This window comes from Streptomyces sp. NPDC047117, assembly GCF_040643545.1.
Lineage (GTDB): Bacteria > Actinomycetota > Actinomycetes > Streptomycetales > Streptomycetaceae > Streptomyces.
In genome coordinates this window covers 50,413-74,221 of the sequence record NZ_JBEYUN010000019.1, presented here as the reverse complement: position 1 = coordinate 74,221, position 23,809 = coordinate 50,413, and the positions used below count along the sequence as shown (strand labels likewise).

The 23,809-nt window shown below is 68.8% G+C and carries 19 protein-coding genes; 7 read left to right on the top strand and 12 right to left on the bottom strand.

Features of this window, described 5'->3' with window-relative positions:
• Positions 1-20 precede the first annotated feature (20 nt).
• A complete protein-coding gene (locus tag ABZ840_RS30015; RefSeq protein WP_361564603.1) occupies positions 21-1,181 on the top strand; it encodes a S1 family peptidase in 1,161 nt (386 codons plus the stop codon).
• Positions 1,182-1,326: 145 nt separating this feature from the next.
• Here ABZ840_RS30015 and rph read toward each other — a convergent pair whose 3' ends face one another.
• A complete protein-coding gene (gene rph, locus ABZ840_RS30010) occupies positions 1,327-3,972 on the bottom strand; it encodes a rifamycin-inactivating phosphotransferase (RefSeq protein ID WP_361564599.1) in 2,646 nt (881 codons plus the stop codon).
• Positions 3,973-4,452: 480 nt separating this feature from the next.
• On the opposite strand from rph, the gene ABZ840_RS30005 reads away from it, so the two are divergent.
• A complete protein-coding gene (locus ABZ840_RS30005; protein ID WP_361564597.1) occupies positions 4,453-5,460 on the top strand; it encodes a hypothetical protein in 1,008 nt (335 codons plus the stop codon).
• A gap of 26 nt (positions 5,461-5,486) precedes the next feature.
• Here the strand turns inward: ABZ840_RS30005 and ABZ840_RS30000 are convergent, their stop codons facing one another.
• Positions 5,487-6,008 (bottom strand): MarR family transcriptional regulator, encoded by a 522-nt coding sequence (locus ABZ840_RS30000; protein WP_361564594.1) that lies wholly within the window; start codon positions 6,006-6,008, stop codon positions 5,487-5,489.
• A 40-nt stretch (positions 6,009-6,048) separates the two neighbouring features.
• On the opposite strand from ABZ840_RS30000, the gene ABZ840_RS29995 reads away from it, so the two are divergent.
• The 3 genes from ABZ840_RS29995 (at position 6,049) to ABZ840_RS29985 (ending at position 9,631) form a co-directional block, all read left to right on the top strand.
• Positions 6,049-6,993, top strand: coding sequence for an EamA family transporter (locus ABZ840_RS29995; RefSeq protein ID WP_361564591.1), 945 nt, complete (start codon positions 6,049-6,051; stop codon positions 6,991-6,993).
• Positions 6,994-7,178: 185 nt separating this feature from the next.
• Entirely contained in the window at positions 7,179-8,018 is an 840-nt protein-coding gene (locus ABZ840_RS29990; protein WP_361564589.1) for a TylF/MycF family methyltransferase, read from the top strand.
• 401 nt (positions 8,019-8,419) lie between these two features.
• Entirely contained in the window at positions 8,420-9,631 is a 1,212-nt protein-coding gene (locus ABZ840_RS29985) for a dTDP-4-dehydro-6-deoxyglucose aminotransferase (RefSeq protein ID WP_361564586.1), read from the top strand.
• 112 nt (positions 9,632-9,743) lie between these two features.
• Here the strand turns inward: ABZ840_RS29985 and ABZ840_RS29980 are convergent, their stop codons facing one another.
• Positions 9,744-10,598 carry an aldo/keto reductase gene (locus ABZ840_RS29980; protein ID WP_361564583.1) on the bottom strand — a complete coding sequence of 285 codons (855 nt, stop codon included), beginning with the start codon at positions 10,596-10,598 and terminating at the stop codon, positions 9,744-9,746.
• Between the two features lie 331 nt (positions 10,599-10,929).
• On the opposite strand from ABZ840_RS29980, the gene desII reads away from it, so the two are divergent.
• Positions 10,930-12,390 carry a dTDP-4-amino-4,6-dideoxy-D-glucose ammonia-lyase gene (gene desII, locus ABZ840_RS29975; protein WP_361564580.1) on the top strand — a complete coding sequence of 487 codons (1,461 nt, stop codon included), beginning with the start codon at positions 10,930-10,932 and terminating at the stop codon, positions 12,388-12,390.
• A gap of 70 nt (positions 12,391-12,460) precedes the next feature.
• On the opposite strand, the gene ABZ840_RS29970 is transcribed toward desII, so the two are convergent.
• The 9 genes from ABZ840_RS29970 to ABZ840_RS29930 all read right to left on the bottom strand — a co-directional run bounded on the left by ABZ840_RS29970 (position 12,461) and on the right by ABZ840_RS29930 (position 22,217).
• On the bottom strand, positions 12,461-13,738 hold the full coding sequence (locus ABZ840_RS29970) for an activator-dependent family glycosyltransferase (RefSeq protein ID WP_361564578.1): 1,278 nt from the start codon (positions 13,736-13,738) through the stop codon (positions 12,461-12,463).
• 43 nt (positions 13,739-13,781) lie between these two features.
• Positions 13,782-15,029, bottom strand: a complete 1,248-nt coding sequence (locus ABZ840_RS29965; protein WP_361564575.1) for a P450-derived glycosyltransferase activator — start codon at positions 15,027-15,029, stop codon at positions 13,782-13,784.
• A gap of 113 nt (positions 15,030-15,142) precedes the next feature.
• Positions 15,143-16,348 carry a cytochrome P450 gene (locus ABZ840_RS29960; protein ID WP_361564572.1) on the bottom strand — a complete coding sequence of 402 codons (1,206 nt, stop codon included), beginning with the start codon at positions 16,346-16,348 and terminating at the stop codon, positions 15,143-15,145.
• Between the two features lie 178 nt (positions 16,349-16,526).
• The gene (locus ABZ840_RS29955) at positions 16,527-17,732 is read right to left on the bottom strand and encodes a cytochrome P450 (RefSeq protein ID WP_361564570.1); all 1,206 of its coding nucleotides are present in this window, start codon (positions 17,730-17,732) and stop codon (positions 16,527-16,529) included.
• Positions 17,733-17,742: 10 nt separating this feature from the next.
• Positions 17,743-18,534, bottom strand: a complete 792-nt coding sequence (locus ABZ840_RS29950; protein ID WP_361564567.1) for an alpha/beta fold hydrolase — start codon at positions 18,532-18,534, stop codon at positions 17,743-17,745.
• A gap of 74 nt (positions 18,535-18,608) precedes the next feature.
• On the bottom strand, positions 18,609-19,580 hold the full coding sequence (rfbB, locus tag ABZ840_RS29945) for a dTDP-glucose 4,6-dehydratase (protein WP_361564564.1): 972 nt from the start codon (positions 19,578-19,580) through the stop codon (positions 18,609-18,611).
• 88 nt (positions 19,581-19,668) lie between these two features.
• On the bottom strand, positions 19,669-20,556 hold the full coding sequence (rfbA, locus tag ABZ840_RS29940) for a glucose-1-phosphate thymidylyltransferase RfbA (RefSeq protein ID WP_361564562.1): 888 nt from the start codon (positions 20,554-20,556) through the stop codon (positions 19,669-19,671).
• A 245-nt stretch (positions 20,557-20,801) separates the two neighbouring features.
• Entirely contained in the window at positions 20,802-21,398 is a 597-nt protein-coding gene (locus ABZ840_RS29935) for a dTDP-4-dehydrorhamnose 3,5-epimerase family protein (protein ID WP_361564559.1), read from the bottom strand.
• 51 nt (positions 21,399-21,449) lie between these two features.
• Positions 21,450-22,217 carry a TylF/MycF/NovP-related O-methyltransferase gene (locus tag ABZ840_RS29930; protein WP_361564557.1) on the bottom strand — a complete coding sequence of 256 codons (768 nt, stop codon included), beginning with the start codon at positions 22,215-22,217 and terminating at the stop codon, positions 21,450-21,452.
• A 558-nt stretch (positions 22,218-22,775) separates the two neighbouring features.
• On the opposite strand from ABZ840_RS29930, the gene ABZ840_RS29925 reads away from it, so the two are divergent.
• Positions 22,776-23,807: a cytochrome P450 gene (locus ABZ840_RS29925; protein ID WP_361564554.1), complete on the top strand. Its 1,032-nt coding sequence runs from the start codon at positions 22,776-22,778 to the stop codon at positions 23,805-23,807.
• The last annotated feature ends 2 nt before the right edge of the window (positions 23,808-23,809 follow it).

The window sequence follows — 23,809 nt, the reverse complement described above, 5'->3', positions numbered from 1 at the left end:
AACGACGAAGGGCAACTCCCGTGAGATGCAGCAGACTCAAGCACGTCGGCGTGGCTACCCTCCTCCTGCTCGGCAGCTGGACCGCGTCGGGCACCCTGCCGGCCGCGGCGGCCGACTCCCCCACCGCCGCAAAGGCTCCATCCGCCGCCACCGGCCTGCTCAAGGCAATGCAGCAGGACTTCGGCCTCACCCGGGCGCAGGCCGAGGACCGAATCGCGGCCGAACGCCGCGCGACCGGAATCGCACCCAAGGCACAACGGGCCGCCGGAGACGCCTTCGGCGGCTCGTGGTTCGACGCCGGCCGCGAGCGGCTGACCGTGGCCGTCACCTCGGCCGCGTCACCCGCCACCGTGCGGGCCGTCCGCGCCACCGGCGCCCAGGTACGTACCGTCGAGCACAGCGCGCGGAAGCTGGACGCCGCCAAGACACGCATCGACCGACTCGACGCGCCCACCGGCGTCAGCGGCTGGCACGTCGATCCCGCCGCCAACACCGTGGTGGTCAACGTCGTCAGCGGCAAGCGAGCTGACAACGATGTCCAACGCTTTGTGAACCGAGCCCGCGAGTCCGGGCCGGTCAAGGTCCGGACGGTGGCGTCCGCGCCCCGGACCTTCGCGGCGGGCACCGTCGGTGGCGACCCGTACTACACCGGCAACGTCCGCTGCTCCATCGGCTTCTCGGTACACGGCGGGTTCATCACCGCCGGCCACTGCGGCAAGGCCGGTGCGGCCGTCAGCGGCTGGGACCGTTCCCCCATCGGCACGTTCCAGGGTTCGTCGTTCCCGGACAACGACTACGCCTGGGTCAGCGTGGGCAACGGCTGGTGGACGGTGCCGGTGGTCATCGGCTGGGGCACGGTCTCCGACCAGCTCGTACGCGGTTCGGCAGAGGCCCCGATCGGCGCCTCCATCTGCCGTTCCGGCTCCACGAGCCACTGGCACTGCGGCGCCGTACTCGCCAAGAACGAGACGGTGAACTACAGCGAGGGCGCGGTGCACCAGATGACCAAGACCAGCGTCTGCGCCGAACCCGGCGACTCGGGTGGTTCGTTCATCAGCGGTGACCAGGCGCAGGGTGTCACCTCCGGGGGCTGGGGCAACTGCTCCAGCGGCGGGGAGACCTGGTTCCAGCCCGTCAACGAGATCCTCAACCGTTACGGACTGACGCTGCATACGTCCTGACGCTGCACGGGTCCTGATTGCCCCGGGGCCAACCGGCTGCGGCCTGCGCCATCTCTCCCCCGGCCATGAACCGGCGGCGATGGCGCAGGCCATTGCTCTCAGAGACTTCTCTCAGGCCTTCACGGTCTCGCTGTGGTGTGATCGGTCACGGCAGGAGCTCGATGTATCCGTCGGTTCCGTGTACGCGGATCCGCTGTCCGTCCCGGATCCGACGGGTGGCCTGCTCCACACCCACCACGGCCGGCAAGCCGTACTCCCGGGCGATCACCGCGCCGTGGGTCATCAGGCCGCCCACCTCCGTCACCAGGCCGGCGATGCCGACGAACAGCGGCGACCAGCTCGGGTCCGTGAAGGCGGTGACCAGGATGTCGCCCGCTTCGAGATCAGCCTCCGCCATGTCGAGGATGACGCGGGCCCGGCCCTCGATCGTCCCGGCGGAAACCGGCAGGCCGACCAGGGCACCGGCCGGCACGTCGTCGCGCCGGTACGCACCGGTGACGGCCTCGCCGTCCGAGGTGAGCACCCGGGGCGGTGTGAGCGCGTGGTACGACCGGAACGCGTCCTTGCGCTCCTGGATGAGCTGCCGGATGGGCTGCTGGAATGGCTGCCGGATGGATCGGTCGTCCACTTCGCGCGAGCGCACGACGTCGTGGAACTCCTGGAACGTGAGGTAGAAGACGTCCTCCTGGTCAGGAAGCACGCCTGCCCGCACGAGGCGCTCGGCCTCCGCCAGCAGGGCCTGCTTGTAGACGAAGTAGCGGCTGATGATGCCGTACTTCGGGTACTCCCGGTAGCCGATGAAGGTGCGGACCCGGTCGATCATCCGCTTGGTCTCGTCGGCTTTCCGGTCCCCGTCCGGCAAGGCCCGCAAGCGGGACAGCACTTCCTGTTCCTTCTGCTGCGCCTTCTGCCGGCCTTCCTCGAAGCGCCGCTCGGCGGCGCCCGGCTCGAAGTTCCTGACGTTGTCGAGGATCACGGGCACGAGCGTGGTGGGTCGCTCACGCCAACGCGGCCTCGTGATGTCGATCTCGCCGACGCAGCGCATGCCGTACCGGTCGAGGTAGGCCTCGATGGCATCGCGCGCTTCGGTCCCGCCCGCGAGCTTCGCCAGCTCGTCCAGAAAGCCCTCGTCCTCGACGCCGACCCCCTGGAGGAACGTCACCACCTCCGGATGCGGGCGGATCACGTCCGCGACGTCGAGCAGCGCCAGTCCCATCTCCGAGGTCACGTTGTCGGGGGCGGACAGGGTGAGCGTGTCAGCCGCGTTCTTCTCGCCCAGCCACTCCAGCAGCTTGTCGTTGAGCCACCAGGTGGCCTCCATCCCCGCCATGATCGCCTTCATGCTCAGCGGATCGCTGAGGACCCGCTTGTGCTCCTCGAAGGCCTCCAGCAGGAAGTCGAACAGCGCCGGTCCGGTCTTCGTCCGGATGTCGCGCTCCAGGGCGGCGATGGACGCCTGGCTGCGCTCGATCAGTTCGGTGACGACGGCCGGGTCGGTCTCGATCGGGGCGGGCGCACCTCCGGACGGTGGCCCGCTGGGACCTGCGTCCGGGAGCGACGGTACGAAGCCGTCGCGGTCGAGGACGGTCTCCAGCGCGTCCCTGACCAGTGGGTCACCCTTCCCCATGACGTCCAGGAGGCCGGCGCGGCTCCCGGGCGTGGCCAGCCGCCGGGTGGTGTCGACGAACAGCCGCCCGCCGGCCGCGTGCATCTCCACCATGGCCGTCAGCTGCCACATGGAGATGCCCAGGGGCTTCATGGGGTCGGTCATCATCTGCTGATGACCGACGGAGACGTAGACGTGATTCTCCTCGTCGTCGGCCTCGGGGATCGGGAACAGCGTCGTGATCGGCCGGCTCTGCACGATCCGGAAGCCGGCGTCGTCATCGGCCAGGCACCATTCGATGTCCTGCGGGCTGCCGAAGTGGGCTTCGATCCGCCGCCCGAGCCGCACAAGTTCCATGACCTGCGCATCCGTGAGCGCCGGCTGCTCCTGCCGCCGCGAGTCGATCGCCACTTCCTGCGTACCGCCGGCCGGCAGGGCATGCACGGCACGCTGTTTTGCGGCGATCGTCCTGGCGATGACTTCGCCGTCCCGCACCTCGTAGACGTCCGGGTTCACCAGGCCGGAGACCAGTGCCTCGCCGAGGCCGAAGCCGGCGTCGACGGTCGCGACCTTCCGGTTGCCCGTGACGGGGTCGGCCGTGAAGAGGATGCCGGCCGCATGCGGGAAGACCATCTGCTGGACGACCACGGCCATGTGGACCGTACGGTGGTCGATGCCGTTGCGCTGACGGTACGTCACGGCCCGCTCGGTGAACAGCGAGGCCCAGCACCGGCTGACGTGCTGGAGGACCGCCGCCGGCCCCACCACGTTCAGGTACGTGTCCTGCTGGCCGGCGAAGGAGGCCGTCGGCAGGTCCTCGGCCGTCGCGCTGGACCGGACGGCGCAGGCGGTCCGGTCGCCGAGCCGGGCCAGCGCGCCGGTGATCGCCGCCGCGAGCTCGTCCGGGATGGCGATGTCTTCGATGGTCCGGCGGATCTGCGCGCTGAGTGTGCGGATCCCCTCCCGGTCGTCCGGGGTCAGGCGCGACAGCTGCTCAAGCCGATCGTTGACCGCCGGCGCCTCCGCCATGATCCGCCGGAAGGCGTCCGTCGTCACGCAGAAGCCGGCCGGCACGCGGATGCCGTCGATCCGCGACAGCCGGCCCAGGTGGGCGCCCTTGCCGCCGACGGCCGCGACCTGTGTCTCGTCGACCTCTTCGAGATCCCACACGTACTGCTCGATCAACGCGCTACCTCCGAGGCAGTCGTGTCCTGTCGTCGCACTGCACTGGCCAATCGAACCAATCGAATCACCGGCGCCTCAGGTTCCGTCGAACCTCCGGTCAGGCGCGTCCCCACCGCCCCCACCGCCCCCATCGCTCGCGACCGCACTGCCGGTCCCCGCACTGGTTCGACGTCACCGCGTCCCCCAGACGTCGACAACACACGCACGTCGTGTCCCCATTTCCGCATTTACGCAGGTTGTGGCCTCGACGGAAGATTGTGCTGCACCCCCCGGGCCTTGCCGCAAGCCCCCCGTTGCGCTATACATTGAGAGTGGCAAGGAGAGACTTCTCCTTGCCTTTGTCATTTCCTCCTGCCGTAGGCCCACGGATGCCGTCGGCCCACGGATGCAGCCGCGAAACCTCGCACGTCCGGAGAACCGTTACGGTCCGTCTCGCGTCCCCACGGGGAACGGAACCGGAACGTACAGAAGGCTCGCACCATGACGCGCACCACACCACACGACCGCACAGCGCCGCCGACGGGCGCGGACTCGGGACGCGGTGTCACCGCCACGACGTTCGCCGTCCTGCGGCAGCACCGGCGAGTGCTGGCGGGTGTGACGGTACGTGTCGTCGGGCTGGCCGGGCTGATCGGGCTGCTGATGACGGCCGCGATATTCGCGCTGGGCTGGCCCCTCTTCACCCACATGCGGAACCAACGCGTTTGGTACCACTACAACGAGGACCCGTACCTGCACGATCCCAGCGATCTGGGACTGGTCGCCGCCTGCACGCTTCCGCTCTTCCTGCTCCTCTTCGGCATGGGCAGCGCGGCCCTGCAGAGTGCGTGCTCACGGGCCGCCGCAGTGGGAATCGGAGCTCCTGAGGCAAGGGAATCGTTGCGTGCCACGGTCCGTGCGCGGTTGCGACCGCTGCTCGCCGTGTACACGCTGCGCGGCCTCGCCGTATGGGCGCTGCCGCTGCTCTTCATGGCCGTGGCGCACAGTCTCACCGGCTATCAGATCGACACCGAGGACCAGATTCTGGCGCCCGCATCGTGGCCCTACACACTCGTCAAGGCGTCCCCGGTGGCGGCCATTGCCGTCGCCGTGCTGCTGCGCCTCGCGCTCGCCCTCGCCCCGGCCGCGGCGGCCGACGGACTCGGCCCCGTCGCGGCTCTGCGCCGTTCCTGGTCGCTGACGTGGACGCGCGCCGGAGGGATCCGCGTCCTCGCCCTCTCACTGCCACTGGCCGCACTGACCGCCGGAGTGCTCCGGCTGGTGGTGCAGCTCGCCCTGCCGCTGCGCCCCCTCGTGCGCACCCTCCTCGAACAGGCCACGGGGAACTTCTTCGCCGCCTACTACGCCGGCATCCTCGCCCCCGTCATCGTGGGCCTCCTGGTCACCGCGGCCCTGACGCTTCCCCTCACGTACACGGCTTTCGCGGCCCTCCACGACCACCTTCGGTCGCGGTCGCTCCACGCCTCTCCCCGAGGCGCCTCCGCGTAGCCGCCCACGCAAGACACTGCGGTGGGTCACTCGCTGCTGGTGGTGGGCTGTTCCATGTGGGAGAGCCAGGTCGTGAGCAGCTTTTCGAGGGCTGTGGCCTCGGTGGGTGTCAGGAGGTCCAGTAGCCGCCGTTCGTTGTGCATGTGGTCGGTGAATGCCTGGTCGATGAGGCCACGCCCGGGTGCGGTGAGGGCGACGATCCGGCCGCGCTGATCGTTGTCGGAGCGGCGGCGGGTGACGAGCCCGGCGCGCTCCAGGCGGTCGATTCTCTTCGTCATCGCGCCGGTGGTGACCATGGTGTGCGCGGCAAGCTCGCCGGGGGCCCGTTCATAGGGCTCACCGGCGCGGCGCAGTGCGCACAGGACGTCGAACTCGCCCTCGCTGAGGCCGTAGCGCTCGTAGACGAGGCAGAGGTTCTCGGTGAGGCGGTCGCCCAGCCGGTGCAGCCGGCCGATCACGCCCTGCGGGCCGACGTCGAGGTCGGGACGTTCGCGGCGCCAGTCGGCCTGGATGCGGGCCACGCGGTCCAGCGGTTGCCGATCGTTCATGGATCCCATAGTAGCTTCCGAGGAAGTTATATTAGCTTCCATGGAAGCTAATCTGCGGTGGGTGGCGCTGACGGCGGTGGCGCCGGTGGCTTGGGGTACCAACTACTACGTCACACGCGAGTTCCTGCCGGCGGACCACCCGCTGTACGGGGCCGCCCTTCGGGCACTGCCCGCCGGGCTCGTCCTGCTGGCCCTGCGCAGGCAGCTGCCACGCGGGGCGTGGTGGTGGCGGTCCGCGGTGCTCGGGCTGCTCAACGTGAGCGTGTTCTTCGTCCTCGTCTACGCCGCATCCCAGCTGCTTCCGACGAGCATCGCCTCGACCGTCATGGCACTGTCCCCGCTGACGATGATGCTCATGGCGTGGCTCCTGGTGTCCGAGCGGCCCCGGGCCGCTCACCTGGCCGGCGCCGCGACCGGGCTGGCGGGGGTGTGCCTCATGCTGCTCACGGGGGCGGGCGGAGTGAGTGTGGCCGGGGCCCTCGCCTCGGGCACCGCCATGCTGACGTCGTCCTTCGGTTACGTGCTGACCAAGCGATGGAGCGCCGGCACCGACGTACTCGCCTCGACCGCCTGGCAACTCACCGCCGGGGGCCTGTTCCTGCTGCCGGTCGCCGCAGTCACGGAGGGCGCTCCGCCCGCGCTCTCCACTCCGACGCTCCTCGCGTTCGGTTACGTCGCCCTGATCGCCACGGCACTGGCCTTCGCCGCCTGGTTCACCGGACTACGCCATCTGCCCGCGGGGACCGTGGGCCTGGTCGGACTGCTCAACCCCGTGACGGGCGTACTGCTCGGGTTGATCCTCGCCGGCGAGACACTGACTCCGCAGCAACTGTGCGGGGTGGTGCTGGTGTTGGCGGGCGTCGTCCTTGGGCACCCCACGGGCGCCGCCGGCCAACGCGGCAACAGCCGGGCATCCGTCCGTTCCGCATCCGGCGAGCAGCACACTCGCGAGCCCGGCCCACGCAATTCGAGTTCCGCCCGCTGAGGCGTCTCCCCGGCCCCGGCGACCGGCCGATCCGGGGCCGATCGCCCGCCCGAGCCGTTCACACACTGCTGACATGCGGCCATTCGGGATGAAAGAGGCTCAGCCACCGGCACTATCGAGAGAATTTTCCTTGCTCCCTCCCTCTAGTTGCTGTTAGGGTGAGTTAAGAATAGAAACTTTTTTGCTTGATTCTTAAGCTGGGGGATGCTTTGACCGTGCAGGCCCATGAGCTTTACGTCGACCTCATCAAAAAGGTTCTGGCGAACACTATTTATGAGGATCACCCGACTTTTCCGTTCGGGATGAATGTCCTGGACAAGGATCAAGCGGACAGCATGCGTCCGGGCTCGGAAAACCCCGCGAAAGAGCGTGGCACGTTTGATGTCGACCATCGCGCGGCCGGTCTGGACGTACCTTCGGTCGCACACACCATGATCGGAATGCGCCGCCTGGACAACATCCAGGAGTGCGTGGAGCAGGTTCTTCGGGACGGCGTCCCCGGTGACTTCATCGAGACCGGCGTATGGCGCGGTGGCGCCTGCATCCTGATGCGCGCGCTACTCAAGGCACACGGCGTGGAAGACCGGAACGTGTGGCTCGCCGACTCGTTCGCCGGTGTCCCGGTGACGTCCGAGGACAGCCATCCGCTCGACCAGGGCATGGAATTCCACCACCTGAACTGGGTGCTGAGCTGCTCCGAGGAGCAGGTGCGGGAGAATTTCGCTCGCTACGGCCTGCTCGACGAACAGGTCAAGTTCCTGCCCGGCATGTTCGCCGACACCCTGCCGACGGCGCCGGTCGATCAGCTCGCAGTCCTGCGGATGGACGGCGACCTGTACGAGTCGACCATGGACGCGCTGGTCAACCTGTATCCCAAGCTCTCCGTCGGCGGGTTCGCGATCGTCGACGACTACGTGATTCCGGCCTGCAAGGAGGCCGTCCACGACTACCGGCGTGAGCACGGCATCGACGAGCCGATCGAGACCGTGGACGTGACCGGCGTCTACTGGCGCCGCAAGCACTGATCGCTGCCCGGTCCAGGCTGAGCCGATCCGTCCGGGCCGGGGTCTCGCGCCCGCGCTGATAGCGCGGGCCTCTCACCTGTGCACGGCGAAAGATGTCGCGGTGCGCCGTAGCCTCTCGCCTGTCCAGCACTTCCAAAATCCTTGTCGAAGACGGATCCTCGATTGTCGTGCGCAGCATGCTGCATGCCTGCTGAGGATGACCGACACTGCATTCGAAATCACTGTGCTCGAACTCGCCGCACTCGAAACTGCTGTGCCCGTTTTCACTGTGTCCGGAGTCGATCCGAGGCCTCGGACGCATCGTGAAATCGTTGACTCTTCACGGCTTCACTCTTGTGCTGTACTGCCTGTCATGAATACCGTGTGTGCATCTTTTCGCATACGCCGGGGGAGATGTGAATATGAAACGCGATATTGGCGACCTCGCCATATTCGGCGGCTCTTCGGCATTCCTGCAACCGCTTTACGTGGGTCGCCCCAATGTCGGTGACCGAACCCGGTTCTTCGATCGCGTGAACTGGGCGCTGGACAACCAGTGGCTGACCAACGGCGGACCGCTGGCCCGTGAGTTCGAGCAACGAGTGGCCGAGCTGGCGGGCGTACGGTATTGCGTGTCGACCTGTAACGCGACCATCGCTCTCCAACTTCTGTCTCGCGCCGCGGAATTGTCCGGCGAGGTCATCATGCCGTCCCTGACCTTCCCGGCGACTGCCCATGCGTTCCGCTGGCTGGGCCTGACGCCGGTCTTCTGTGACATCGACCCGCGTACCGGCTGCATGGACCCCGCACTGGTCGAAGCGGCCATCACCCCCCGCACCAGTGCGATCGTCCCGGTCCACCTGTGGGGTCGCCCGTGCGCGGTCGACGAGCTTGCGAAGGTCGCGGCCGACCACGGTGTGAAGCTGTTCTACGATGCCGCACACGGGCTCGGCTGCACGTCGGAAGGGCGGCCGATCGGCGGGTTCGGGCAGGCCGAGGTGTTCAGCTTCCACGCCACCAAGGTGGTCAACGCGTTCGAGGGCGGCGCGGTGGTGACCGATGACGAGGAACTGGCCCAGCGGATCCGCGCGATGCACAACTTCGGGTTCGCGCAGGGGCGGGTGTCCACGGAGGCGGGCATCAACGGGAAGATGACCGAAGCCGCCGCCGCGATGGGCCTGACCTCGCTCGATGCCTTCGAGGAAACGGTGCGCCAGAACGAGGCCAACTACGACAACTACCGGTCGGAGCTGGCCGGCCTCGCCGGGCTGAAGGTCATCGAGTTCGACCGTGCCGAGCGCAACAACTACCACTACCTGATCGTGGAAGTCGACGCCGCGGTGACCGGCGTCTACCGTGACCTGCTGGGAGACGTGCTCAAGTCGGAGAACGTAGTGTGCCAGCGGTACTTCTCCCCCGGCTGTCACGAGATGGAGCCCTACCGCTCGGAGCAGCCGGTCACCCTGCCGCACACCGAACGGCTCGCGCAGAAGGTACTCGCCCTGCCCACCGGCCCCACCGTCTCCCGCGAGGACATCCGCCGCGTGTGCGACATCGTACGGCTCATCGTGGCGCGCGGACACGAGGTCACCCGCAGGGCCGGCGAGCATCGGGAACCCACGGTGGCGCCCTGACTTGCCTTGCCACGTCGAGCGTCGAATGACACGAAGGCAGTGGTGCCCGACTCCTGTCCGGCGGTCTGCCGTCCCGCCCCGGGAGCAGTGTGCCGGTACTCCCCCGGGGTCGCTATCGTCCCAGCGCGTCGAGCCGGTACAACTGGTCCTCGGAGAGGGTGAGTTCCGATGCCGCCACGTTCTCCTTGAGGTGAGCGGGCGAGCTCGTGCCGGGAATGGGGATCACTACCGGGGAACGGTGCAGCAGCCACGCCAGCGCCACCTGACCGGGCGTCGCGCCCAGTTCGCCGGCGATGGCAGTCACCGGGCTGTCTTCAGCGGCGAGTTCACCTCGGGCTATCGGGAGCCACGCGATGAATGCGATCGAGTGCTTCTCGCAGTAGTCGACCACCTCGTCGTTGTGCCGGTCGGTCAGGTTGTACAGGTTCTGCACACTGGCCACGGTGATCTGCTCACGGGCCTCCTCCAGCTCCTCGACGGTGACCTTGGACAGTCCGATGTGCCGGATCTTGCCCTCGTCCTGCAACTCCTTCAGCGCCCCGAATTGCTCGGCCGCCGGCACCTTCGGATCGATCCGGTGCAGTTGAAAGAGGTCGATGCGGTCGAGCCCAAGACGGCGCAGGCTCAACTCGGCCTGCTGACGCAGGTACTCGGGCCTGCCCAACGGCACCCACTGATCGGGGCGGGGACGGCACTGGCCTGCCTTCGTCGCGATCACCAAGCTGTCCGGGTACGGGCGCAGCGCTTCGGCCAGCACTTCCTCGCTGCTCCCCAGCCCGTAGGAATCGGCGGTGTCGATGAGGGAAACACCGAGGTCCACGGCCAGCCGGGCTATTTCGAGCGCCTTTTCACGGTCGTCCGGCGGACCCCAGTATCCCGGGCCGGTCAGCCGCAGGGCGCCGAAGCCCATCCGGTGCACCGCAAGGTCGCCACCCAGCGAGAAGGTGTTTCTGTCGCACTGCGCCATTCGTTCGTTCCTCCTGGTACGCCAGCGATGCTTCTTCATTCGTGCTGGTCAACGGCTCGGGGCGGGGCAAGTTTAGCTGTCCGGCGCCAGCGTGGGGCGATCTTCACCGACCCCGACGGGCGCGTGGGGAGAGGGATTTGGTGTTGTGCTGTGCCGAATGCCGCGCCGTTCGGCGGATTGCCGGATACGCCGGCCGCCCCCCCCACGGGCCGCAAGATCTGCTCTCGCGAGGCCGTTGGGGTGCCAATAAATTCCGTGATGACCTGCACGCTCACGGTGCCGAACACTTCGGCGCCGACAACCGCGTGCTGATGACGATGGGACATGCAGGATGACATCCACAGCCCCCTCCCCGACCGCCGGTCCGGTCGCAACCTGCGCTCGCCCCGGCGCCGACCTCGCGGCAGCGGTCGACGCGGTGCGTCGCGACCTGATCGCTGACGGCCACGCCGGAGCCGACGAGGCCGCAACGGTCGCGCCTCAGCTCGTACGGCTCGCGGAGCATTACGGGAACCGCCCTTTCACTCCCCTTGAGGAAGCACGTCGGTCGCTGGACGTCGACCGGGCTTCCTTCAGCCGTCTCCTCGACCTCTTCGGCCAGGTGCCGGGGCTGCGGCACGCCGTGGAGGCCGGGCCGGCCGGCAAGTACTGGCAGAACACCGTACTGCCCCTGGAGCAGCGGGGAGTCTTCGACTCGGCCCTGGCGCACAAGCCGGTCTTCCCTTACAGCGTGGGCCTGTATCCGGGGCCGACCTGTATGTTCCGTTGCCACTTCTGCGTCCGCGTGACCGGTGCTCGCTACGATCCGTCGGCACTGGAGTCCGGTAACGCGATGTTCGCGTCCATCATTGACGAGATACCGCCCGGCAATCCGTACGCCATGTACTTCTCCGGAGGTCTGGAGCCCCTGACCAACCCGGGGTTGGGCACGCTCAGCAGCCGCGCGGCCGCCCGGGGCCTGCGGCCGACCGTGTACACGAACTCCTTCGCGCTCACGGAGCGAACGCTGGACAGACAACCCGGCCTGTGGGACCTGCACGCGGTGCGCACCTCGCTCTACGGGCTCAATGACAAGGAGTACGAGGAGACCACGGGCAAGCGCGCCTCCTTCGGAAGGGTCCGCGCCAACCTCCAACGCTTCCAGCAGCTGCGTGCCGAGCGGGAGAACCCGGTACGAGTGGGATTCAGCTACATCGTGCTGCCCGGGCGCACCCACCGCCTGCTCGACCTTGTCGACTTCATCGCCGAACTCAACGAGGCGGCGCCGGACCGGCCGGTGGACTTCCTGAACGTACGCGAGGACTACAGCGGCCGCGACAACGGCAGGCTGACCGAGGCCGAACGCACCGAGCTCCAGGAAGGGCTCCTCGCCTTCGAGGAGCGGGTGAGCCGGCTGACCCCCACGCTGAACATCGACTACGGCTACGCACTGCACAGCCTGAAGACCGGCGCGGACGCCGAACTGCTGAGGATCAGGCCGCGGACGATGCGCCCGTCCGTGCACCCCCAGGTGTCGGTGCAGGTCGACCTGCTGGGTGACGTGTACCTGTACCGCGAGGCCGGGTTCCCGGACCTCGACGGAGCGGACCGCTACATCGCGGGCCGGGTGGGGCCGGACACCTCCTTGGCGGAGGTGGTCGAGCGGTTCGTGGGCGACGGCCGGCAGATCGCACCGCACGACGGTGACGAGTACTTCATGGACGGGTTCGACCAAGTGATCACGGCACGGCTCAACCAGCTTGAGGCGGATGTCGCCGCAGGCTGGGGGGATGCACGCGGATTCCTGCGGTGACGTTGCCGAATCAGGGCCGGTAGGGGCGCCACGGCCGGGGGCCGGCCGTGGCCCCTGTCGGGCAGTGCGGTCAGTGGGATCGCCGGTGGCTCCGGGCGAGCCGCTCCAGCGTGGGGACGAGCTCCACCGGGGTGGGTTGGGACCGGATTTCGGCCTGCAGGCGGTCCGCGCCCTGTTGGAGGGAGGGGTCCGTGAGCACGCGCTGAACCGCCGCGCGCAGTGTGTCCGCATCCAGGTCATCGGGGCGGATGGAGATCCCCGCGCCCGCGTCGTCGAGCTGCCGGGCCATGAGCGGCGCGTCCCAGTGCGCGCCGATGATGATCTGCGGCACGCCGTGCAGGAGAGCTGTTGCCGAGGTTCCGGCACCGCCGTGGTGGATGATCGCGGCGCAGCTCGGCAGCAGCACGTCCATCGAAACGAAGTCGACGATCCGCACGTTGTCGGGAACCTCCGTCAGGCTCTCCCGCTGGGCGCTGTCGAGGGTGGCGACGATCTCGATGTCGAGGTCGGCCAGGGTCGTGAGCAGGTCCTGGAAGCGGACGATGTCCGAGCCGTGGGTCTCGCGTCGTGACACCCCCTGGGTGAGGCAGATCCGCGGGCGCTTCCGCTCCTCGGACAGCCAACCGGGTACGACGGCAGGGCCGTTGTAGGGGACGAAACGCATGGGCCGGGTCGGCCCGCGAAGGTCGAGGCGCAGGCTCTCCGGGCCCGGGTCGATGACCCACTGGCCGTTCAGCAACTCCTCCAGCCCGTCTCCTGCGGGCGGGAGGCTGAGCCTCTCCAGGGTCCAGCCGAGCCACTCGGCCATCGGGTCCTCCCGGTGCTCGGGAGCCTGCTGTGCCTTGGCGTCCACGAACCGTTCCCGGGCCTGACCGATGACGTCGGGGCCCCACAGGAGACGGGCGTGCGCCGCACCCACAGCATGGGCCGCGACCGCTCCCGCGAAGGTGAAGGTCTCCCAGATCACCAGGTCCGGCTGCCAGGAGCGGGCCAGCGCGACGATGTCGTCCATCGTGGAGTCACCGTTGAGCGGCGCGAAGCACAGGGAAGTCAGCACGGTCTGCTGGCCGAGCAGATGCTCCCAGGTCAGCGCCTCGGGCCGGTCCTCGGCGAAGTCCAGTCCCGCCTGGTACGGGGCGATGTCGCCGCCGATCTCGGTGAGCAGCTCCAACAGGTCGGTGTCGTCTCCGACCGGCACGGCCGTCTGTCCCGACCCGGTGATGATGTCGGTGAGGCGGGGCTGGCTGGCCACTCGCACCTCGTGGCCGGCGCATTTCAGGGCCCAGGCCAGTGGCACCAGGTGGTAGTAGTGCGTGTTGTGGGCGATCGACGTGATCAGGACGCGCATCGGCTCGCTTCCTCGTTCGGCAGTCGGTGTTCGTCGCGGATGCTCATGCCGCACCCGGGGCGGTGAGTGCCCCGGAGCCCGCCCGGGAGACGGGGAAGCGGGCATGTCCGAGCGTGACGGGCGCCCGCCTCAGGCGCACCGCTGCCCCGCTCGCCCGCAGGCCCGGTGCCTCCCGCGCGAGGACCCGCAGCGCGGCGCGGGCAATGGTGCGGGCCGCTCGCGCGGCCGAGGTGGAGTGCGCGTCGCCGAGGAGCCCCAGGGGTATCCCGGTGCCGTCGCCCTGCCCGGGGGCGTCGGTGGGGCCGTCCGCCGCACGGGCCTGTGCGATCGCCGGGTCACGTTGGGCGGCGGCGACCAGGATCGCCACATGCCCGTCTGCGGGGATCGGCATCCCGGCCAGTGAGACGTCCTCCTGCGCGATCCGGCTCTCCACCCGCACCGGCGGCTTGCGCCACCAGGTCTCCGCCACGACGGCGCCGGCTCGCTCCGGGCTGTGGCAGAGGGCGTCCCGCTCCCCTTGAGCGCTGCCGAGCGTCTCGAAGGCGTTGCAGAGGAGCACGCTGGAGGGTTCGGCCACGCCGACGGCCAGGGTGAGAGCCGCGCGAGCGGGCCGTGCGCCACCGTCATCGAGGTGACGCGCGAGCAGTTCCTGGAGCTCGGCCGCCGCCGCCAGGCCGGCGCGTGTGATGGCGAGAGTCTGCGGGCACAGCCGACTGTCGAGGCTGCGGGCACAGCCGGTCAGCAGTTCCTCGAACCGGCCGCGGTCGGCTGCGGGTATCCCCAGGAATTCCGCCAGGACCTGTGCCGGCAGACGGCGCGCGAAGTCGGCGACGAGGTCGAAGTCGGCGCCGAGCTCGCTCAGGAGGGTCTGCGACACCTGCTCGGCAAGGGCCTCCACGGCCGCCTCGTCCTCCGCGGGCACCGCCGGACCGGCATCGGCCGGCGCGCCGCCGTGCCCGTCCCCCGCACGGTCCGGGTGGAGTTCGGCTCCCGCCGGCGGGAGATGTTCCGCGCGGTGCCGCCCTCCCTCGCGGGTCAGCGCTCCGAAGCGGGCGTCGGTCAGGACGGACCGGGCGAGGACGCCGTCCGCGATCACCCACGTGTCCAGCGCTTCACTGTGGAACACCGGTCCGCGCGCGCGGACCTCCTCCTCGTAGGGCGAGGGATCGTCCCTCATGGCGCGCAGGATCAACGCGTACGGATCGCCCTGGCTACCTGCGAACCAGTGCCCCACGCGGGTCCGTTGGAGCCTGCGGCCGAGTGCGGACGGCGTGGTCCACTGCGTTGTCACGGGAGTCCTCCAAGGTGTCACGGTGTACGGAAGTCGGGGCGGGGAGGTGCCTCTCGGCGCATGGGAGAGGCTCCCTCAAAGGGGGCCCGCCGCCTCTCCCGATGCCGCGACGCTCACCAGGCCACGAACATCCTGCGCGGCCCCCTCACAATCGTTTCCTTCTTCCACTCGACGTCCTGGGCGAGGTGCAGCCCGGGCAGCCCGTCGAGCAGGGTCCTCAGCGCCTCCTGAAGTTCCAGCCGCGCGAGGGACGCACCGAGGCAGTGATGCGGACCATGTCCGTAACCGAGGTGGTGGCGGGCGTCGTCGCGGGTGATGTCGAGCACGCCGGGTGAGGGGAAACGCAAGGCGTCCCGGCTGGCTGCGTTGGACTGGATCAGGACCGGCTCGCCTGCCCGTATCAGCGTTCCGCCCACCTCGATGTCCTCGGTGGCGTAGCGCGGGAACGCTGCTCCGATTCCCAGCGGGATGAATCGCGTCAGCTCCTCCACGGCGTTTTCCAGCAGATCCGGACGGGAGCGGAGGAGAGCCAACTGGTCCGGCTGCTCCAGCAGGACCAGGACGAAGCTGGAGATCTGGCTGGCCGTGGTCTCGTGGCCGGCAAACAGAAGAAAGACGATCAGGTTGACCAGCTCTTCGTGCGAGAGTCGGCCATTGACATCGCGGGCTTCGATCAGTGCCGATACGAGGTCGTCCTGCGGAGCGGCGCGGCGGTCTTCGACCAGGTCCGACAGGTAGCTCATCAATTCACCGGCCAGCCGCACATGGTCCTCGGCGGTGAGCGAGCTGGTGGACATTGCTATGTCGCACCAGCCGCGAAAGAGCGCCCGGTCTTCGTTGGGCACGCCCAGCAGGCCACAGATGACGGCCACGGGGATGGGGATGGCGTAGTGCTCCACCAGGTCGACAGGCGACCCGATTGCCTTCATGTCCTGCAGCAGGGAGGCGGTCAGCTCCTTGACGTGCGGCCGCCGGGCCTCCACTCGGCGCGGGGTGAATGCTCTGGTCACCAACCCGCGCAGCCTGGTGTGGTCAGGTGCGTCCATGCCGAGGATGCCGCTGGGGGTCTGGAGTTCCCGCATACGCGGCGCGTCGTTCTCCGCCACCGCGGCGTGACTGAACCGCCGGTCGCCGAGCACGAATCTCGCGTCGTCGTAACGGCTGACGAGCCAGCCCGGCTCCCCGTACGGCATGCGGACCCATTGGAGCCCTTCGCCCTTCTGCGCCCTCTCGTACGCTTCGTCCAGGTCCAGCCCTTCCGAGCTGTTGAAGGGGTAGGAGGCGGGTGCGGGTTTTGTGCTGCTCAATTCGATCCCCACGTCGAGTCGGTCGGGCTCTCGCGCCCTGAAATCAGTGGTCTTCGTGCGTCGGTCGGGCGCACGCGTGCACACCCGCGGGCCGCCGGGGCGTTGCCGGTCCGGGGCGCGACAGGAGTGTGCGCCGGCCGGAGGAGTCCGGCCGGCGCTCTCGTGTGTGGTGGCGGGGGCCCGAACGGTGTCACCAGGTGACCGGGACCGCCTCGGGCGTACGCAGCTGGAGGCCCGTCCGCCAGCGGACCTCGTCGGCCGGCACGGCCAGGCGCAGCTCCGGGAGCCGCTGCGCCAGGGTGCCCAGCGCGATCTGCATTTCCAGGCGGGCCAGCGGGGCACCCATGCAGTAGTGGATGCCGTGGCCGAAACCGAGATGCGGGTTGTTGCTCCGGGCCAGGTCGATGGAGTCGGCGCCGGGCATGGCCGTCGAGTCCTGGTTGGCGGAGGCGATGGACGTGACCACGCCCTCGCCGGCCCGGATGAGCGTCCCGTTGATCTCGACGTCCTCCAGGGCGATCCGGGCGAAGCCGTCCATGACGCTCAGGGGGGTGAAGCGGAGCAGCTCCTCGACGGCGCTGGGCACCAGTTCGGGGTCGGCGACCAGAGACTCGTACAGCTCGCGGTCCTTGAGGAGGAGGTAGACGAAATTGCCGATCTGGGTTGCGGTGGTCTCGTATCCGCTGAGCAGCAGACCGGTGCCCAGCATCAGCAGCTCGCCCTCGTTGAGCCGGTCGCCCTCGTCGTGGGCCTGGACCATGCTGCTCAGCAGGTCGTCGCGGGGTTCGGCGCGCCGCTCGGCGACCAGCGCGGCCATGTAGGCGCTGAACTCCTCGACCTTCTGCTGTACCTCGGCGGGGGTGAGGGAGGAGGAGAGCATGGCGTCGGAGAAGCCCTGGAAGCGGGACCGGTCCTGGTAGGGGACTCCGAGCAGCTGGCAGATGACGGAGATGGACAACGGGAGGGCGAGGTCCTCCATGATCTCCGCGCGCGGCTCGCCGACGAGCATCTCGTCGATCAGCCCGTGCGTGAACTCCTCGACTCGGGGCCGCAGTTCCTCCACCCGGCGGGCGGTGAACGCCTTGCCGGCGAGCCGACGGAGACGGGTGTGGCCGGGCGGGTCCATGCCGATGAGCGCGCCGGCGGGGAGGGGGTGCTCGGTGGGGCGGGGGACATCCTTGCCCGCGCCGGCTTCCATGCTGAAACGCTGGTCGCCGAGGACCGCTCGGACGTCGGCGTGCCGGGTGAGCAGCCAGGCCTCGCCGCCGTAGGGCATACGAACCCGCGACACCGGCTCCTGTGCGCGCAGGTGGGCGTAGGTGGGATCCATCTCCACGCCGTTGGGGGCGCTGAACGGGTGCGTGCGGGTCCGGGTGACCGGGCAACGGGATGTCATCGGGGCTCTCTCATTCTGTGGCGGACGGCGGAGCGGGCTGCGGTGGCGCGGCGAGCGGCCGCAGGGCATCTTCGATCGCCCGGCACACGGCCGTGGTGTGCTCGTTGAGGTAGAAGTGACCGCCCGGCCAGGAGTGGAACGCCGTGGGGCCGCTGGTCTGCTGGTGCCAGGCGCGGGCACCGTCGGCGGGCACGTGGGGATCGTCCAGAGCGGTGAGGACGGTGAGCGGACAGCCGAGCCGCGGGCCGGGGCGCCAGCTGTAGGAGGCGGCGACCCGGTAGTCGTTGCGGATGGTGGGCAGGGCCAGGCGGAGCAGCTCCTCGTCGGCCAGCACCCGCGGGTCGGTGCCCTGCAGCTCGGCCATCTTGGCGATCAGCCGGTCGTCGCTGAGGAGGTGTGCGGTGATCTCACGGGGGACGGTCGGGCCGACCCGTCCGGAGACGAAGAGGTGGGCGGGGGCGCCGCCGCGCAGGTCGAGGCGGCGGGCCGTCTCGTAGGCGAGCAGCGAGCCGAGGCTGTGGCCGAAGAGTGCCAGCGGGCGGTCGAGCCAGGGCTCCAGGACCGGCAGGACGTGGTCCACCAGGGCGTCGACGGACTCCAGGAAGGGCTCCTGACGGCGGTCCTGGCGGCCGGGGTACTGGACGGCCAGGACCTCCACGAAGTCCGGGAGCATCCGGGTGAAGGGGAGGTAGGCGCTGGCGCTGCCGCCGGCGTGCGGGAAGCAGACCAGCCGGACGGCCGGGTCGGCGACCTGCCGGTAGCGGCGCAGCCAGAGGTCACCTGTGGCGGTCGGGGCAGTCACGGCCGTGTGGAGTCCTTCCGTGGGGCGGTGTTCAAAAGCACGGGCTTCGCCGGGATCCGGCGGCGATGGCGGCGTCAGGCTTTCAAGTGCTGCCACCAGTCGGCGCGATCGCGGTACCAGGCGACGGTGTCGGCGAGGCCGCGGTCGAAGTCGGTGCGGGGCGCCCAGCCCAGCTCTTCGGTGATCTTCCGGGTGTCCACGCAGTAGCGGCGGTCGTGCCCGGCGCGGTCGGTGGTGTGGTCGACGACGGACCAGTCGGCGCCCACGATCGCGAGCAGGCGTTTGGTGAGGTCGACGTTGGACAGCTCGGTGCCGCCGCCTATGTTGTAGACCTCGCCGGCCCGGCCGCGGTCGGCGACCAGGGCGATGCCATGGCAGTGGTCGTCCACGTGCAGCCAGTCACGGCAGTTGAGGCCGTCCCCGTACAGGGGCAGCCGGCGTCCCTGGAGGAGGTTGGTGACGAACAGCGGGATGACCTTCTCGGGGTGCTGGAAGGGCCCGTAGTTGTTGGAGCAGCGGGTCACCCGCACGTCGAGGCCGTGGGTGCGGTGGAAAGCCAGGGCCAGGAGGTCGGAGGATGCCTTGGACGCGGCGTAGGGTGAATTGGGGGCCAGGGGGTGGTCCTCGGGCCAGGCTCCCTCGCTGATCGAGCCGTACACCTCGTCCGTGGAAACGTGGACGAAGCGTTCGATGCCGGCGTCGGCGGCGGCCTGGAGAAGGCGGTGTGTGCCGAGCACGTTGGTGGTGACGAAGGCGGCGGCGTCGCTGATGGAGCGGTCGACATGGGACTCGGCGGCGAAGTGCACCACCAGGTCGGTGTCGCGCATCGCCTCGGCGACGGTGGCCGGGTCGCAGATGTCACCGTGCCGGAACTCCAGGCGTGGGTGATCGGCGACCGGTGCGAGGTTGTCGCGGTTTCCGGCGTAGGTGAGCTTGTCGAGAACTCGCACGTGGGCGCCGGCCAGCGCTGGATACGCCTCCGCCAGCAGACTTCTGACGAAGTGTGAGCCGATGAATCCGGCTGCCCCGGTCGCCAGGACGCGCATCCGTCGACCGCCTTTCTGTGTGTCTGGTGGTGGGTCTGTCGTAGTGGACCGCGGTGCTGGAATGCGCTGCCGGCGGGCCCGAGAACGGTCAGCCGGCCTGGCTGGTGGCGAAGCGCGAAGCCACGTCCATGAGATATCCGCCGTAGCTGGAGGCGGTCAGCTCCTGGCCGAGCCGGTAGCAGGTGTCGGCGTCGATGAACCCCATGCGCAGCGCGATCTCCTCGATGCAGGCGATGCGTTCGCCCTGTCTCTGTTCCAGGAGCTGGACGTACTGGCCGGCCTGGAGGAGGGAATCGTGCGTGCCCATGTCCAGCCAGGCGAAGCCGCGGCCCAGTTCGGTGAGCCGGGCCCGGCCCTGCTCCAGGTAGGCGCGGTTGATGTCGGTGATCTCCAGCTCGCCGCGGGCGGACGGCTCAAGGTCCCCGGCCAGCTCGACGACGTCGTTGTCGTAGAAATACAGGCCGGTGACGGCGAGGTTGGAGGGGGGACGCTGCGGCTTCTCCTCCAGGGACAGCAGACGCCCTTGTGCGTCGATGGCGGCGACGCCGTACTGCTCGGGGGCGTGGACGGGATAGCCGAACAGCTCGCAGCCGTCCAGGCGCTGGATGCTGTGGTGAAGGACGGTGGAGAAGCCGGGGCCGTGGAAGACGTTGTCGCCCAGGACGAGGGCGACCTGGTCGTCGCCGATGTGCTTGTCACCGATGCGGAACGCCTCGGCGATGCCGCGCGGCCGGTCCTGGACCGCGTAGTCGAAGTTCAGGCCGACGCGGGAGCCGTCGCCCAGCATCGCCTTGAACATGTCCATGTGCTGATGGGAGGAGATGATGAGGATGTCCCGGATGCCGGCCAGCATGAGAACCGACAGCGGGTAGTAGATCATGGGCTTGTCGTAGACCGGCAGCAGTTGCTTGGACAGTGCGCCGGTCAGCGGGCGGAGCCGGGTGGCGCTGCCGCCGGCGAGGATGATGCCCTTCATGGGCCGACGGGTCACTAAGCGCTCCGACGGGGTGTCGTTCACGGTGGGTCCTCCGTGGCGTTCTGGGCTGAGGGGTGACTCGGGCCGCCGGATCTCAGTGGACCTCGTCCTGGCTCCAGCCCCACGACGAGGCCGACTGCCTCCGGGACCACGACGCGGTCCTGAGGAGCGCCGGGGCGCCGGCCGGCACCCGTGTGGTGCGTTCCCTTTCTCCGGCGTCCGCGGCGGTGGCGCCGCGAGCGGAGCTACACGCCGTGCGGTGGCGCGTGGTGCTCTTGCCATGCCCGGTAGGACGGGAGCAGGCCGAGCCGCCCCGCTTCCGCGAGACCGGGGGCGGCTGCGTCCTTGTCGGAGAGCAGTGGTTCGATGTCCGCCGGCCAGTCGATCGCCAGGTCCGGGTCCAGCGGGTTGATGGCGTGCTCGCGGCCGGGGTTGTATCCGGAGGAGCACAGGTACATGAGGGTGGTGTGGTCGGTGAGGGCGAGGAAGGCCCGGCCCAGCCCGGCCGAGACGTAGACGGCGGTGTGTCGGCGGTCGTCCACCGGGACCGCCTCCCAGCGGCCGAAAGTCGGCGAGCCGGTACGGATGTCCACGATCACTTCGAGGCCCGCTCCGCGCACACATGCGCTGTACTTGGCCTGGCCGGGCGGGACCTCGGCGAAGTGGATCCCGCGCAGTGCGCCACGCCGGGACACCGCGATATTCGCCTGTGCCAAGGGCAGTTGATGCCCGGTGGCCTGCTGGAACCGCTCACCCTGGAACCACTCGTGGAACTGGCCCCGGTGGTCGGCGTGAATGACGGGATCCAGCACCCAGGCCCCCTCAATGCCGAGTGGGCGCATCGCGCTCCGTCCCTCCCTCGTCGCTGTGATGCCCTGCCGGCCGCGGCCGGGTCAGGCGGAGCGCCGCCAGTACGCCCCCTGCCGGTCGATCTGATGGATCTCCTCGGTGATGCCGTGCCGGTCCCGGAAGTCGTGCACTGCCTGCCGGCACGCCGGAATGCAGTAGTCGTCGACGATGAGGTAACCGCCGACGGACACCTTGGAGTACAGATGGTTCAGGACATCGGTGGTGGCGGCGTACGAGTCGCCGTCGAGCCGCAGTACCGCGAGCTGCTCGATGGGCGCGGTGGGCATGGTGTCCTTGAACCAGCCGGGCAGGAAGCGGACCTGTCCGTCCAGGAGTCCGTAGCGCTCGAAGTTCTGCTGGACCGTGGCCATTTCGGTCGGGATGTCGAGCACCTTGTTGTACTGCTCGAGGTCGATGTCCTTGTCCAGCTGGTGGTCGTCTTCGAGCGTCCGGGGGAAACCCTGGAACGAGTCGCAGACCCAGACCGTACGGTCCTGCACATCGTGCGCCCGGAACACGCCGCGGGCGAAGATGCAGGCGCCCCCGCGCCAGACGCCGGTCTCCGCGAAGTCACCGGGGACGGCGTCACGGATGACGGACTCCAGACAGTGGTGAAGGTTGTCCAGCCGCTTGAGGCCGATCATGGTGTGCGCCACGACCGGGAAGTCCTCGCCGGACTCGCGCGCCTCCGCCACATAGGCGGTGTCGGTGATAAATCCGGCGACGTGGGAAGGGTCCTCGTAAATCGTGTTCGCGACAGCCTTCTTGAGAAGGTCGAGATACAGGGTCGCGTCACGAGAAGTGGTGGTCATCAAATTCTCCCCCATAGACAGCACTGCCCGAGCCCGAGGCGTCCGGAAAACGGGTGGGTTACGGCTGGATTTCCGACGATCGTCGCTTGTGTCACAACGTTTTGATTGCGGGAGCTCGGGCGGAAAAAGCGTCTGGCTGCTCACCGATCTGCCGATCGTCGATCATGGGGGAACCTACAGGGAGTTGACCGAGACGCACAAGACCGAAGTGGGCAATGAATCACCCGCTCACCCTCCTTCACCAGTGACTTGTTACCGGAGTTGTGAGCTCCGTCACGTGGTGGAGAATGAACGTTGCGCCCCGATCACCGCTGTGCTTGCCTGTTCTACGCAACGGCGGTCCGATAACCAAGGTCCGACGATGAACAGGGGGAAGTCTTGAGCGCTTCGGCCAGACCCGGCTTAACGTCGGCTCAGGCAGGAACTGCATGGCCGATGGCCCGCACCTGCCCGTTTCAAATACCGTCCAAATACGCCGAGTTGAGGAACTCCGAACCCATTGCCCGGGCACAGGTCTGGGACGGTTCGCGAACCTGGCTCATCACCAAGCACGAACACGTGCGGGCCCTTCTCGCGGATTCCCGCGTCACCATCAATCCGGCCGCCCTGCCCCGGCTGTCACCGACCGACAGCGACGGCGAAGGCTTCCGCTCGCTGCTGACGATGGATCCGCCCGAACACAACACGTTGCGCCGCATGCTCATCTCCGAGTTCAGCGTGCGCCGGGTCAGAACGATGCGACCAGGCGTCGAACGACTCGTGGACGACCTGATCGACAAGCTCCTCGCCGGACCGGCGCCGGCGGACCTGGTGGCCGAACTGGCGCTGCCGATGTCCACGCTGGTGATCTGCGCACTCCTCGGCGTCCCGTACGAGGACCGGGAGTTCTTCCAGGAACGCAGTGAGACCGCCACCCGCATGGCCGGGGACGGCGAGTCACTCACCGCGCTGCTCGAACTCCGTGACTACCTGGACAAGTTGGTCACCGCCAAGACCAAGACGCCCGGAGACGACCTGCTCAGCGGGCTCATCGTCAACCGGCTGCTCCCCGGTGAGATCCAGCACAACGAAGTGGTCGACAACGCCGTGCTGTTGCTGGCGGCAGGCCACGAGACCAGCGCCAGCATGGCCGCGCTGGGAATCCTGACGCTGCTTCAGCATCCGGATACTCTGGCCGAAGTGCGCGCCGACGAGGATCTGTTGCCGCAGACCATCGACGAGCTGCTGCGCTACCTTTCCATCGCGGACGGGATGCGCCGCGCGGCCACCGCCGACATCGAACTGGGCGGCATGACGATCCGGGCCGGGGACGGCCTGATCGTCTCGCTCGGTTCCGGCAACCGTGACGAGGACGCGTTCCCCTCCCCCGACACCTTCGACATCCACCGCTCGGCCCGCCACCACGTGGCCTTCGGCTACGGCCCGCACCAGTGCCTGGGGCAGAACCTGGCCCGGATGGAGCTGGAGGTCACCCTCGGCGCCGTCATCCGCCGTATCCCGACCCTGCGGCTGGCCACCGACGTCCAGGCGCTGCGCGTCAAGCCCGACGCAACGATCTTCGGACTGCACGAGCTGCCTGTCGAGTGGTGACC